Consider the following 12,828-nt stretch of genomic DNA (forward strand, 5'->3'; position numbering starts at 1 on the left):
GTGGCAATTTTTGGTTTGGCTATTCGAGGTCAGTCGCCTACCGAATCGTATCTTGGACGTGCTGTTGCCGCCCTAGTGAAGTGAATGGTGAATGGGAGGTCAGTTTAAACAGCGTGGCGATGTGGGGTCGTCGATACGCAAATTCTCTTAGATCTCTGCCTTGTCGATAACCTCGCGCAGGACCTTGGCGGAGTGGTGGAACTTGGCGGTTTCGGTGTCGTCGAGACGAAGTTCGACGACGTTGCGCACGCCGCCACGGTTGAGCACGGTTGGGGTGCCGATGTAGATGTCGTTGAGGCCATACTCGCCCTCAAGAAGCGCAGAGACCGGTAGGACAACGTCCTCGTTTCGCAGGATTGCGCGAGTGATGCGTGCGAGCGCGTTGCCGACACCAAAGGACGTGTTGCCTTTGCGTTTGATGATGTCGTAGGCAGCGTCGCGGGTCCGCACAAACATCTCGTCGATCTGCTTATAAATATCCGGATTGCGGGCGGCTTCCGCCTCGAGCAGAGCGGGGAGGGGAACGCCACCGATGGAGCCGGAGGACAGAACAGGCAGTTCGGTGTCGCCGTGCTCGCCGATGATGTGCGTGTGCACCGCAGAGGGAGCGATGTCGAAGTACTGGCCTAGGTTGTGGCGCCAACGCGCCGTATCTAGCACGGTGCCTGCGCCGATGACCTGATTCGACGGCAGTCCGGTCTGCTTCCAGGACACGTAGGTCAGCACATCCACTGGGTTGGTGGCCACGACGTAAATGCCGTTGAAGCCGGCGGCCATAACTTGTTTGTTGATGGACTCGAAAATCTTCACGTTGCGCGCCACAAGATCCAGACGCGTCTCGCCGTCGCGCTGTGCAACGCCAGCGCAATTGACCACGAGTGCCGCATCCTTGCAGTCCTCATAGGTGCCAACCGTGACATCCATGTGGTGGCCAGAAAACGGGATCGCGTGATTGAGGTCTTCCACCTCAGCCCATGCAAGATCCTCGTTGAGGTCGATGATGGCGAGATGATCTGCCAGACCCTGGTTCAAGATGGCGTAGGCGTACGCGGTTCCGACAGCGCCGGCGCCGATGAGGACAACTTTCGAACCTTGAGTGACAAACATATGACCATTATTCCATGTGATGATTACGGGGAGCGGGGTGGGTTGGTGGCTTCGAGGTTACTTCGGTAAACCGCTTTTTAAAGGGCGAATGCTGGATAACATCTATTGATGTCCAAGACAATCAAAGGAGCATCATGCTAAACGTGACAGACCTGCGAGGGCGAGAGACCTCGGTACGAGAACTGCGTGCAATTCTTCCTCGTGCGGGCACCGATGTTGGCTCCGCAGCAGAACAGGTCGCGCCGATTGTCGACGACGTCCGTAGCCGCGGCGCCGAAGCAGCACTCGAATACGGGGAACGTTTTGACGGCGTACGCCCGGAAACGGTTCGAGTTCCTGCGGATGCCATGCAGGCCGCATTGGATGGTTTGGATGCCGATGTTCGAGCTGCACTGGAAACCTCGATTCAGCGGATCCGACAGGTGCATGCTGAGCAAAAGCCAGCTACACGCAAAACCGAACTCGCGACAGGAGCAGTTGTTACTGAGGTGTTCCGCCCGGTACATCGCGTGGGGCTTTATGTCCCGGGCGGTAAGGCTGTGTATCCGTCGAGTGTGCTGATGAATGTGATTCCGGCCCAGGAGGCGGGCGTGGAGTCCATGGTGGTGTGCACCCCGCCGCAGGCAGACTTTGACGGTCAGCCGCACCCGACGATCCTCGCCGCATGTGCGCTGCTTGGTATCGACGAGGTCTGGGCCGTTGGCGGCGCACAGGCGGTGGCGCTGATGGCCTACGGTGACGATGACCTCGAGCCGGTCGACATGATCACCGGCCCCGGCAACGTGTTCGTTGCAGCGTCTAAGCGCCTGGTCAACGGCGTAGTTGGCATTGACGCGGAAGCCGGTCCGAGCGAGATCGCGATCATTGCCGACGACACCGCCGACCCCGTCTACCTCGCCTACGACCTGATCTCCCAGGCGGAGCACGACGAGCAGGCCGCATCGATTCTGATTACGGATTCTCCGGAGCTGGCTGAGGTCGTCGACAAGGAAATCGCGAAACGCTACGGCATCACGCTCAACGCTGACCGCGTGCGCGACGCGCTGGAAGGCCCGCAGTCCGGGATTTTGATTGTGGACGACATCGAGACTGCCGTGCACGTGACCAACGTCTACGCGCCCGAGCACCTGGAGATCCACACCGCGAATGCGCAGGCTGTGGCGCGCGAGATCAACAATGCCGGCGCCATCTTCGTCGGCCCGTACTCGCCGGTGCCACTGGGGGATTACTCAGCAGGTTCGAACCACGTGCTGCCAACGTCAGGTACCGCACGGTTTGCTGCGGGGTTGAGCACGCACACCTTCCTCAAACCAATGAACATCGTGAAGTACTCCGCCGACGCCTTGGAAGAGGTCGCGGATGCCGTGATCACCCTTGCAGACGAAGAAGGCCTCCCCGCGCACGGGGAGGCCATCAAGGCAAGGCGGGGCTAGCCGCCGGAGGCGAGGTTGCTACTTCGCCTCATACTCATATTCCGTCTGGGCGACAGCCTGTGGGCGACCGGTAACGAAGTACAGGATGGTCATCACGATCAGGAAGCCCACACCGACGGCGAGTGCAACGTGGTAATCAGGCAGCCACACCATGGTGCCGAAGGTGAAGAGGATGAACGCCACCGCGAACCACTGACCATAAGGCCAGAACGGAACCGGGAACTTCAACGCCTTGACCTCTTGGGCGGTCATCTCGCGGCGGGAAGCGATGTGTGCGATCAGAATCATCAACCAGACGAAGATGGTGGCAAAGGTTGCAAGTGCTGCAATGGTGCCGAAGATGTCCGGGTAACGCTGGTTCAGGTACACACCGACGATCAGGGCGACGATAAGCATGGCCACAGTCATCACCGGAACATCGCGATAGGTCTTTGCCATGGACCTCGGCGCCAGGTTTTCCTTGGCCAGGCCGGCGAGCACGCGGCCGGTGGAGAACAAGTCAGCGTTAATCGCCGACAGGGAAGCGCTGAGCACAACCACGTTCAGCAGCGCTGCGGCCCAGCTCACGCCGAGAGTGTCGAAGATCTGAACGAACGGGGAATCATCACCGTTAATCGTGCGCCACGGGTTGATCATCAGGATGACCAGGATGGACAGCACGTAGAAGATCAGGATGCGCATCGGGACAGTGTTGACGGCCTTCGGAATTGCACGATCCGGATCCTCAGCCTCAGCACCTGCGACACCGATGATCTCAGTACCACCGAAGGCGAAGAGGACGAGGATGAAGGAAGCTGCCATGCCGGAGAAGCCGTTAGCGAAGAAACCACCGTCGTTCCAGAGGTTGTCAATGCCCATTGCCTCCGGGGACTCACCAAGGTTGAAGATCAGGATTGCGGCACCGCCGACGATCATCGCGATCACGGCACCGACCTTGATCAGGGTGAGCATGAACTCGAGCTCGCCAAACAGGCGGACAGCGGCCAGGTTAGCTGCACTGATGATCAACAGTGTGACGGTGATCCAGACCCATGCGGGTGTTGTGGGGAACCAGAACTTCATATAGATCGTGATTGCCGTTAAGTCAGCCAGACACACGATCATCATCTCGAAGGCAAACATCCAACCGGTGATGTAGCCACCGAGGCCACCCAGGTACTCGCGGCAGTACACCGCGAAGGAGCCACGCACTGGGTGACGCACACTCATCTCGCCGAGAGCTCGGAGGATGAAGTACATCACCGCGCCACCCAGGAGGTAGACGAGGAGCACAGAAGGACCAGCCGCCTGGATTGCGCCGGCGGAGCCGTAGAACAGGCCGGTACCAATCGCGGAGCCCAAGGCGATGAAGTGAATGTGGCGGGCCGTTAGGCCCGGCATTTTCGGTTTGGGAGTGTCTTGTTGCGTAGGTGCAGTCATGGTGGACATTAACTGTGCTCTTTCAAATGACAATGTGCGAATCGAAGTGCGAATCGAATCGCTACGGGAAAATATTGGTGATGACATTGCCCATGGCTGGGCTGCGTCTTCCCGGTTTGACCTTCCGGCGGTGGCACAGTGATTGGGGGCTCGCCGCGGGGGAGGGTCTCCGGGTGCGCGGCGTGTTCCGACGAATCCTTGACGCTAACGAAAAATCCCCCGCGCTTTGCTGCGAAGGGCAGTTAGCGCAGGGGCGAAAAAGTCGGCCGACACCGCGCTACAGATGATGATGCAGGCGGGCCGGCTGGGTATTCGGCAACGCGAAAGCGACGGCCTGGTCGGCCGTGGCGGAAAATGCGTTGCGGTTCATCACGTGGAGAACCATAACACGGCTGTCTTGAGTTTGGGGCGAAAATGCCAAATTAATTTTTCAGGCGGTGTGCTTCGGAGGGGTTGAGCAGGATCACGCCGCCTGAGCCCTCGAACGCTTTAGCGCCGTTCATCTGCGAATCTGTGCAGGCGGTTCTGCGGTTTTCGGGAAGGTCCTCGTCGTCGCCAAGTCGGTAACGGCCAATGCAACCCCAGCCGTTCTTCTCATTCGTCCATGCGGACACACTGCCTTGGATCTCACCGTTCTTCGCGGCTTCCTTGTATCCCTCAAGCGTCATCATTGCGACATCGCACGTGGTGTTGTCCTCCAGGGCGTACACGCCCATCTCAGTGCCAAGAATGTCGGAGGTGCCGCACTGTTCGCCCTTTGCCACCGTGTGTTCTTCGGTGATGCTCTGGGTCTTGCCCGGGCGGGAGTACACGCCGTCGTGGACCTCGAAGGTGTCATTGCCATACTCGACGCGGACACCGCCACCGTTGAGGTTGGTGATCACGACGTCATTGATCGTGACACGCTCGCCTTCGTTGAGATGGTTCGGCTGGATGTCGTAACCCTGGGAGCCGGGAGAGACTGCGGTGATGAATCCACCGCGGTCCGGCTTGTACCAAATGACATTGGGGATTTTGGTGTTCGGATCGCCACCGGTGTGCTCTACGGGAGGAATCGGATCGACGAACGCGGCCTGGCAGAACACTGGAGTGTCATCCGGGTTCCTGCCGATCCGACACCCGAACACCCCTGAGTCGAGCCCAACAACATTGTGTTCGAACCGCGAAGGATCGACATCCGTGTAGTTGTCTTGAGTGTCCTCGGCCGACGTTTCCGGTGCGTCGGAAGCGGTCGTCGTGGATTCGGTGTCTTGTGCCGAATCCGAAACGGTTGGCTCAGGCAGGGCCTGCTCAGAGCTATCGCCGCAACCGGTCAAGGTTGCGGCGGTGACGAGTACTGCGGCGAGAATCGATGTGGTGCGGTGTGCGCGGGAAAACTGCATACCGCCTAGTTTAGGAACACCACGTGGTGCTCATAGGGAATTACGCCCCTGGTGTGAAGTGGTCGGAGGAGTATTGCCCGTCGGGGGAGATCTCAAACCAGGAGTTGTCGCGCTCGCCGCGAATTGTGCCGTCGGCCCCGTGGGTGAAGGTGTAATAGCTGATGGTCACCTGTTCACCGGGGTGAAGCACGTCGCCCACGGGTTGTGCGTCACCGCCGCCGACATCGTGGGTCGTGGCAAAGCCAATCTCTGACACCCACATCAACCGGTCAACGGGAGTGCCCTGGCTGTTGTCAATGTCTAAGGGCGGCATCTGCCCAGCCGGTGCGATTACGCACCCCAGATACCCGTCGTCATCTCCGCCGGCGGGGAAGTACGAACAGGAGGTTTTGGAGTCGAACTCCACGACGTACGCCGGGTACTCGCCGCCTTCTGTGAAGTCGGCGGGATCACGCTCGACGAGGGCAGCTTCTGTTGCTTGGGCAGCTTCTGTTGCTTGTGCGGAGGGGTCCACTGAAGATTCGTTCAGTTCCGCCTCCTGGACGTCGTCGCTGGTGGAGCATGCAGAAAGCGCCAGTGAGGCAACAAAAGCAGCGGCGAGGGCTGCTGCAGGCGTTGCGCGTTGTGTGTTCATGCACACGACCCTATTAGGCGAAGACGCCCACCGCCCAGGAACCGAGCACCAAAATCACCGAGAACACCCAGCAGATCGGGAAGGCGATGCGCAGGTACTTGCCCATCTCCGCACGCGCCAGGCCGAGCGCGAGCCACAGTGCAGGCGAGAAGGGGCTGACGAATGTGCCAATGACGTTGCCCACGATCATGGCGGACGCAGCACCCATGCCAGAGACGCCGAAGGCCTCGGCGGTTTGCTGCACGATAGGCAGGACGGAGAAGTAGTACGCGTCTGTAGACGTCGCCAGATCCAGTGGCACGCCAAGCAAGCCGATGATCACGTGGATGTACGGGCCGACGGACGCGGGCAGGATGGCAATTAGCGACAGTGCGATCTGCTCCAGCATGCCGGTGCCGTCCAAAATGCCGAGGAACATTGCCGCTGCGAGAATGACGCCGGCCATGGACAGGGCGGTTGGGGCGTGTCGTCGCAAAGCATCGCTCTGATCGTCGAGCGACGGGAAGTTTAGCGCCATGAGCAGCGCGGTGCCGACGAGGAACGCGGACGCCGGCGAGGCCAACCCAGCGACCAGCACGCCGATGAGTGCGAGCGTGATCAGCGTGTTTGCCCACGTCACCCACGTGCCACCACGCTGGGTGAACTCCAACTTTGCGCGCTCTTCTGCTTGACGACGAGAAAAGTCTTCTGCAACCGCGTGAACATCCACCAGCGGGTGGTCGCCAGCCTGCTTAGCGGTGCGACGCTGCTCGATCACACCGAAGATCGCGGCAACGACGAACACGAGGACAATGGCCACACCCTGGACCGGCAAGAGGTGGGCCCAGATCTCGTTCGGGGAAGGGCCGATGACGGAACTTGCGCGGCCAACCGGGCCACCCCACGGCAGCATGTTCATCACCGACGCCGACAGAGCGACGAGCGTGAGCAGGACGTAGCGCGACATACGCATCGCCTCGTAGAGCGGCAGCAACGCGGGGATGGTGAGCAGGAATGTTGTGGAGCCAGAGCCGTCCAAGTGCGCGACGATCGCGATGGCAGCAGTGCCGATTGTGACCAAAATCGGCTTGCCGCGAGTCGCGCGGATCAACGCCTTAATCACCGGCTCGAACAGGCCGACGTCCGAAAGAATGCCGAAGTAGATGATGGCGAAGATGAACATCACCACGACCTTCATGACTCTGTCGAGTCCGTCGAGGTAGAAGTCCGAAATCTCCGCAACGCCTGCGCCGGTGAGTATCGCACCGACGATCGGGATCAGCGTCATTGCGACGATCGGATGGGTTTTGCCTTTGAGGAGCAGGCCGACCGTCACCACGATGATGGCAAGGCCAAGCACTGTCAGTGCGAGGGGAGAAGTCATGGCTGGATACTAAATGATTGCTGAGAAAAAGCGGGTTTGATTCTTTAAAAACCGTTGAAATAGCAGATTGAGGGGGTAATGCCGTAGTGTTGGCAGGCGATGAGCATTTCCGAAAACGCCACCGGCGGCGAGAACGAGCCGGATATGAATGTGTCGGAAAATCAGGAAAACCCGCAGGATGTCGCGGCCGAGATTGTTGAGGCCGTAGTAGAGGACACCAGGGATGCGGAGATTTCTGAGGTAACCGGCGCCGCACAAGAAGAAGCGGCCATTGAAATTGAAGACAACGTGGTAAAGATCGCGGATACGGACGAAGAGTCCGACAACGGCGATAACGCTGCAGATACCGCAGAGGAAAAGGCAGAAGAGGTAAAGCCGGAGAACGGCTTTGAAACCCTCGGCCTGCCAGACAAGGTTGTGGAGGCCGTCAAGCGCGTCGGTTTCGAGCAGCCCTCGCCGATTCAGGCACAGACCATCCCGCTGCTGATGGAAGGCCGCGACGTCGTCGGCCTGGCACAGACGGGTACGGGTAAGACCGCAGCATTCGCGCTGCCGGTGCTGTCCCAGATTGATCCCAAGAAGCGTCACCCGCAGGCACTTGTGCTCGCCCCGACGCGTGAGCTGGCACTGCAGGTGTCGGACTCCTTCCAATCGTTTGCCGATCACCTGGGCGGCATCAACGTGCTGCCGATCTACGGCGGCCAGGCCTACGGCATTCAGCTCTCGGGGCTGCGCCGTGGCGCACAGGTGATCGTCGGTACGCCGGGTCGCGTCATCGACCACCTGGAGAAGGGCTCGCTGGACATCTCCAACCTGCGCTTCCTCGTGCTCGACGAGGCAGACGAGATGCTGAACATGGGCTTCCAGGAGGATGTCGAGCGCATCCTCGAGGACACCCCGGATGAGAAGCAGGTTGCGCTGTTCTCGGCGACGATGCCGAACGCGATCCGCAAGATTTCGCGCGACTACCTGAACAATCCGGAAGAGGTCACCGTTAAGTCGGAGACCCGCACCAATACGAACATCACCCAGCGCTACCTGTTTACGGCGCACCGCAACAAGCTCGACGCGATCACCCGCATTCTTGAGGTGACCGAGTTTGAAGCGATGATCGTGTTCGTTCGCACCAAGAACGAGACCGAGGACGTTGCAGAGAAGCTGCGCGCACGCGGTTTCTCCGCCGCTGCCATTAACGGCGATATTCCGCAGCAGCAGCGCGAGCGCACAGTGGATCAGCTTCGCGACGGCCGCCTGGACATCCTCGTGGCCACCGACGTCGCAGCCCGTGGCCTGGACGTCGAGCGCATCTCTCACGTGCTGAACTACGACATCCCGAACGATACGGAGTCGTACGTCCACCGCATTGGCCGCACTGGCCGTGCAGGCCGTACCGGCGAGGCGATCCTGTTCGTCACCCCGCGTGAGCGCCGCATGCTGCGCTCGATCGAGCGTGTGACCAACGCGACCATCGAAGAGATGGAACTGCCGACTGTCGACGAGGTCAACGAGAGCCGCAAGACCAAGTTCATGGACTCCATCACCGAGTCGCTTGAGGCTTCTGAGCTGCAGATCTTCAAGACCATGGTGCGCGAGTACTCCGCGGCCAACAACGTGCCGATGGATGACATTGCCGCAGCGCTTGCTACCCAGGCGTTGGCTGGCGACGAGTTCCTGATGAAGGAGCCGCCGCGCGACAAGCGTGACCGTCGTGATCGTCGTGACCGCGATCGTTTCGACCGCGACGACCGTCGTGGCCGTGACCGATTTGATCGTGGCGAGCGTGGTGGTCGTGGTCGTCGTGGTGACAGCGAGAACTTTGATACCTACCGTCTCGACGTGGGTAAGCGCCAGCACGTGCGCCCGGGTGCGATCGTGGGTGCCCTGGCCAACGAGGGTGGCCTGAGCTCCAAGGACTTCGGTCGCATCACCATCGGCGGTGACTTCACTCTGGTGGAACTGCCGAAGAACCTTGACCGCGCTGTACTGGACCGTCTGGAGGACACCCGCATTTCCGGTCAGCTGATCAACATCCAGCGTGACCATGGTGCACCGCCGCGTGATCGTGGCGGACGTGGCCGTGGCGGCTACCGCGGTGGGCGCGACCGTGACGATCGTGGGTACGGCGGCCGTGGCCGCGGTGACCGTGACCGCGGTGGATACCGTGGCGGGCGCGACCGTGATGACCGCGGTTACGGCGGCCGTGGCCGTGGCGACCGGGATCGCGGTGGATATCGCGACTAGTTCTTAGCGCGTCAACGACACGGGGCCACCTTGGTACCGGGTACAGTGTGGAAAGCATTTGCCCGGCCGGGGTGGCCCCGTTTTGTTTGTAAAGAGAGCACGCCTTCATGCTTCAACCGCGCTTGTTGTCCACCATCGCTGCATTTGTGATTGCGTTCGTCGCTGGGGTTGGGGTGCTTCCAGTGGAGGCGTCAGCGCAAACCCGCACTGTCACGCAGGGTGGATCTGTAGTGGTGCATGGCACCGGTGTGTGCACGGTGGGTTACAACGATCCGGCACGTCACCGCAGTTTTGTTGCGGCGCACTGCGGACGGAACGGAGCACGGGTGGAAATCGTCGACCCCGCTACCAATGCACGCAGCGGGGCAGTGGGCACCTTGTACCGTTCGCGGGCGTACGACGGCCACCTGGGTAACGACTGGGCTGCAATCCAGTGGGATCCAGGTGTGCGCCTTGACGGCAACCGCATCACAGGCGATGCCTGGGTGCACCCCAACGACATTCGAATGGGAGAGACCGTGTGCTACTTCGGTCGAACCTCGCATGCGGGTGGTGGACGCACCTGCGGTTCTTTTGGCGGGTCGGCGGATAACACGTTTCTCCTTAACGCACCTTTGACTCGCCCCGGTGATTCGGGCGGGCCGATGTGGGTGCCCGGTCGTGGTTTCGTTGGAGTGGTTTCCAGCATGTGGACCTCGCGTCAGTTGCCGCTCGTGCAAGGCAAGAACTTCGTCGTCGGGGTCGTGCCGCAGGACGGTCCGCCGGTACCAGATGCGCGCCTTGTCGGACTGTGGGCGCAGAACACGTTCCTACCGGGGCTGACTGGTCCTGTCGCTGAGGGGATCCGGGCAGTTATCGACGCCATCTTGCGCCTGTTCACCGGGCTTGGCTTTCATGGTCCTGCGTCGCTGCACTACGGCTAGGTGTTTCGCCGTGCGATTGAACGTGGAATTTGCCTGCGTGATGCGGTGTGAGCAGGTAATCTAATGCGCGTCACCCGTGCCCTAGGAAAGTCATACAAATGAGAAAATTGGGATTCGCCGCCACGGTGAACACCGAGGTCCGTAGCCTCGTAGCCGCCGCTGGTGCAGCCGCGCTGGTGCTGAGCCCAGCGGTTGCAACCGCGGCAACGCCGACCGTTGTCGAGCAAGGCAAGGCCATCTACATCGAGGGCCACGGGGCCTGCACCATCGGCTATAACGATGTGGCAAACCGAAAGAGCTACACCGCTGCACACTGCGGCAGCGAGGGCGCGCGTGTGTCCCTCATGGACCGCGCGACAATGGAATTTAGCGAAGAGATGGGCACGTTCCACCCATCGAAGAACTTCACCCGCCTGCCTTACAACGACTGGGGCTGGATCGAATGGGACGCCGGTGCGGCAATTGCCGGTAACTCGTATTCCGGCGACAAGGTGCTGACCAAGGACGACGTGAAGATCGGCGACGAGGTCTGCTCACACGGCGAAACCAGCCACATGGGCACACGCAACATCTTATGCGGCACGTTTGCCGGATGGTCTGCGGAATCCTTTGGCGTGCAGCTCGAAGGCTGGCAGCAGGGCGATTCCGGCGGACCAGTGTGGGTACCGGGACGGGGCTTCCTCGGCGTGATGTCGGCTGCGGCACTAGGAGAGACCAAAGCACCTTCGATCGTGATTGGCGGGAAGAGGCAAACGGGCAAACCAGTGGGCTGGGCCGCGTCAATCCACGACGGCGAGACGCTGTCGGATCGTCAGTTCCAGATTGACTTTGCCAAGGCAGGCGGGCTGGACACCAGCATGTTTGAGGGCAACCCCGGAACACCAGGCACTACACGCCCGCCGATTGCTGTGCCGAATCTGCCAACGAAGCCAGCCCCGGCCCCAGTGCCTGGGCAGCCGGGCACCCAAACGAGCAACCAGGCAGGCACCCAGCCGGGTGCGAAGCAGGATGCCCAGGGGGAGAAGGGGTCGTCGACAAGCAGTAGCTCGCTGTCTACCGGCGAGATCATCGGCATCATCGTCTCGATCTTGATCGCCGCCATCCCCGTTGCGATGCAGTTTCTCTAACCTGCGCACATGAAAATCGCCCCGGATCCGCGCGGTGCGGATGCTGGGCGATTGCTTGCGCTGAGGAGGTTTAGAACAGGTCCGTCGGCAGGAACATCAGGACAAGCACCAGAACCCACAGTACGTTGAACACGCCGGCGCCAGCGTTCGCCTTCGCCTTGGACTTCTCAAAGTCCTCGGTGACATCAGTCGGATCAGCCTCATCAGGGGCGAGCGCACCGATCGTGCCCAGCATCTTGCGCTGCTGCGGGATCACCATAGCCAGCAGGATCGCCCATGCGATCACGGACAGGATAATGGCCGAGTGCAGCCAGTAGTTGGTGCTGTAGCTCGCCCAATCTGCAAACATGACAACGCCGCCGAGCAGCGGAACAAGCACGGAAAGCAAGCCGTAGGTCTTCGTGATGCGGTACAGCACCGACGCGCGACCCATCGCTTCTTCGCCACCGTTACGGGCTTCTTCAGCCTGGCGAGGGAACATGGAGGCGGAAACGACAACTGGGCCGAGCAGCAAAATGGCAGAGGCCACGTGCAGGAAGACAAGCAATGTATTCATGTGGCGCTACTCTACCTCACAGTTGTTGATTGGCGACGAGTCCCATAACGCCAGAACATGCACGTTTGATCACCTTCACGTCTTCTGCCGGTAGCGGAAGGCGGTATTGGGTGGCCACCTCCACGATGCGGGTGCCGTAGGCGCAGCGGGCTCGGCGATTCGGCGGCATCCACTCGGAGGGCAGTTTGTCGGACTTGGCCTGGTTCGCTGCGGAAGATACGGCGATGAGGTTGAGCGGGTCGTTGTAGAACGCGATGCGGGTGGCGTCGTCCCAACGGTGCGCACCGAGGTCCCACGCAGCGGAGACAGGGAGGATGTGGTCGATCTCGATGTCTTCGCGACGCATCACGTCCCCGGTAAACGGGTCGGTGCCGGTAGCGCCGGCGCCGGCACGCGCTTGGGCGACGGGCAGCATATCCGGTGAGCATTGCGTGCTGTCAAGGTCGCGGACCACGATGCGCTCGCGTGTCGTGCACCCGGTGCCATCAATGGCCCAGCCGGAACCAAACGCGGTGCGGTCGTAGCCCAGCACAGTCGCGCGCTGAGGGAGAGTCGGGATAGAAAAACGCGATCGTGCCGTGGGAAACGGCACGATCGCCAGGGTGAGAATCACCAGGATTGTCAGGTAGGTACGCATACCTCC

Annotated in this window: 11 protein-coding genes; 4 read left to right on the top strand and 7 right to left on the bottom strand. The window is 60.8% G+C overall.

The features are described 5' to 3' along the window. Positions 1-147: 147 nt before the first annotated feature. On the bottom strand, positions 148-1,107 hold the full coding sequence (locus HMPREF2736_RS09955) for an L-lactate dehydrogenase (RefSeq protein ID WP_070615246.1): 960 nt from the start codon (positions 1,105-1,107) through the stop codon (positions 148-150). 134 nt (positions 1,108-1,241) lie between these two features. On the opposite strand from HMPREF2736_RS09955, the gene hisD reads away from it, so the two are divergent. Then, positions 1,242-2,540 (top strand): histidinol dehydrogenase, encoded by a 1,299-nt coding sequence (gene hisD, locus HMPREF2736_RS09960; RefSeq protein WP_070829534.1) that lies wholly within the window; start codon positions 1,242-1,244, stop codon positions 2,538-2,540. 18 nt (positions 2,541-2,558) lie between these two features. On the opposite strand, the gene HMPREF2736_RS09965 is transcribed toward hisD, so the two are convergent. From HMPREF2736_RS09965 to HMPREF2736_RS09980, 4 genes are all read right to left on the bottom strand, one after another. After that, entirely contained in the window at positions 2,559-3,968 is a 1,410-nt protein-coding gene (locus tag HMPREF2736_RS09965) for an amino acid permease (RefSeq protein WP_070482733.1), read from the bottom strand. 413 nt (positions 3,969-4,381) lie between these two features. After that, a complete protein-coding gene (locus HMPREF2736_RS09970; protein ID WP_070450190.1) occupies positions 4,382-5,341 on the bottom strand; it encodes a hypothetical protein in 960 nt (319 codons plus the stop codon). A gap of 40 nt (positions 5,342-5,381) precedes the next feature. Beyond that, positions 5,382-5,975, bottom strand: coding sequence for a hypothetical protein (locus HMPREF2736_RS09975; protein WP_070829536.1), 594 nt, complete (start codon positions 5,973-5,975; stop codon positions 5,382-5,384). Between the two features lie 13 nt (positions 5,976-5,988). Further along, complete coding sequence (locus HMPREF2736_RS09980) at positions 5,989-7,338, bottom strand: CitMHS family transporter (RefSeq protein WP_070482738.1); 1,350 nt, start codon at positions 7,336-7,338, stop codon at positions 5,989-5,991. A gap of 99 nt (positions 7,339-7,437) precedes the next feature. Between HMPREF2736_RS09980 and HMPREF2736_RS09985 the strand changes: the two genes are divergently transcribed. The 3 genes from HMPREF2736_RS09985 to HMPREF2736_RS09995 all read left to right on the top strand — a co-directional run bounded on the left by HMPREF2736_RS09985 (position 7,438) and on the right by HMPREF2736_RS09995 (position 11,629). Beyond that, entirely contained in the window at positions 7,438-9,579 is a 2,142-nt protein-coding gene (locus tag HMPREF2736_RS09985; RefSeq protein WP_070450179.1) for a DEAD/DEAH box helicase, read from the top strand. Positions 9,580-9,686: 107 nt separating this feature from the next. Continuing rightward, positions 9,687-10,502: a chymotrypsin family serine protease gene (locus tag HMPREF2736_RS09990; protein ID WP_070829538.1), complete on the top strand. Its 816-nt coding sequence runs from the start codon at positions 9,687-9,689 to the stop codon at positions 10,500-10,502. Positions 10,503-10,600: 98 nt separating this feature from the next. Beyond that, a complete protein-coding gene (locus HMPREF2736_RS09995; RefSeq protein WP_070829539.1) occupies positions 10,601-11,629 on the top strand; it encodes a chymotrypsin family serine protease in 1,029 nt (342 codons plus the stop codon). A gap of 70 nt (positions 11,630-11,699) precedes the next feature. Here the strand turns inward: HMPREF2736_RS09995 and HMPREF2736_RS10000 are convergent, their stop codons facing one another. Both HMPREF2736_RS10000 and HMPREF2736_RS10005 read right to left on the bottom strand, forming a co-directional pair. Next, the gene (locus HMPREF2736_RS10000; protein ID WP_070829541.1) at positions 11,700-12,185 is read right to left on the bottom strand and encodes a DUF2269 family protein; all 486 of its coding nucleotides are present in this window, start codon (positions 12,183-12,185) and stop codon (positions 11,700-11,702) included. A 16-nt stretch (positions 12,186-12,201) separates the two neighbouring features. Next, positions 12,202-12,822, bottom strand: a complete 621-nt coding sequence (locus HMPREF2736_RS10005; protein ID WP_070482743.1) for an HNH endonuclease family protein — start codon at positions 12,820-12,822, stop codon at positions 12,202-12,204. Positions 12,823-12,828: the final 6 nt, after the last annotated feature.

This window comes from Corynebacterium sp. HMSC036E10 (assembly GCF_001836265.1).
Lineage (GTDB): Bacteria > Actinomycetota > Actinomycetes > Mycobacteriales > Mycobacteriaceae > Corynebacterium > Corynebacterium coyleae.

Bases quoted from the DNA above. Each gene is read 5' to 3' on its own strand.
- HMPREF2736_RS09965 (WP_070482733.1), bottom strand. From the start codon at position 3,968: ATGTCCACCATGACTGCACCTACGCAACAAGACACTCCCAAACCGAAA.
- HMPREF2736_RS09975 (WP_070829536.1), bottom strand. From the start codon at position 5,975: ATGAACACACAACGCGCAACGCCTGCAGCAGCCCTCGCCGCTGCTTTT.
- HMPREF2736_RS09970 (WP_070450190.1), bottom strand. From the start codon at position 5,341: ATGCAGTTTTCCCGCGCACACCGCACCACATCGATTCTCGCCGCAGTA.
- HMPREF2736_RS10000 (WP_070829541.1), bottom strand. From the start codon at position 12,185: ATGAATACATTGCTTGTCTTCCTGCACGTGGCCTCTGCCATTTTGCTG.
- HMPREF2736_RS09990 (WP_070829538.1), top strand. From the start codon at position 9,687: ATGCTTCAACCGCGCTTGTTGTCCACCATCGCTGCATTTGTGATTGCG.
- HMPREF2736_RS09980 (WP_070482738.1), bottom strand. From the start codon at position 7,338: ATGACTTCTCCCCTCGCACTGACAGTGCTTGGCCTTGCCATCATCGTG.
- HMPREF2736_RS09955 (WP_070615246.1), bottom strand. From the start codon at position 1,107: ATGTTTGTCACTCAAGGTTCGAAAGTTGTCCTCATCGGCGCCGGCGCT.
- hisD (WP_070829534.1), top strand. From the start codon at position 1,242: ATGCTAAACGTGACAGACCTGCGAGGGCGAGAGACCTCGGTACGAGAA.
- HMPREF2736_RS10005 (WP_070482743.1), bottom strand. From the start codon at position 12,822: ATGCGTACCTACCTGACAATCCTGGTGATTCTCACCCTGGCGATCGTG.
- HMPREF2736_RS09995 (WP_070829539.1), top strand. From the start codon at position 10,601: ATGAGAAAATTGGGATTCGCCGCCACGGTGAACACCGAGGTCCGTAGC.
- HMPREF2736_RS09985 (WP_070450179.1), top strand. From the start codon at position 7,438: ATGAGCATTTCCGAAAACGCCACCGGCGGCGAGAACGAGCCGGATATG.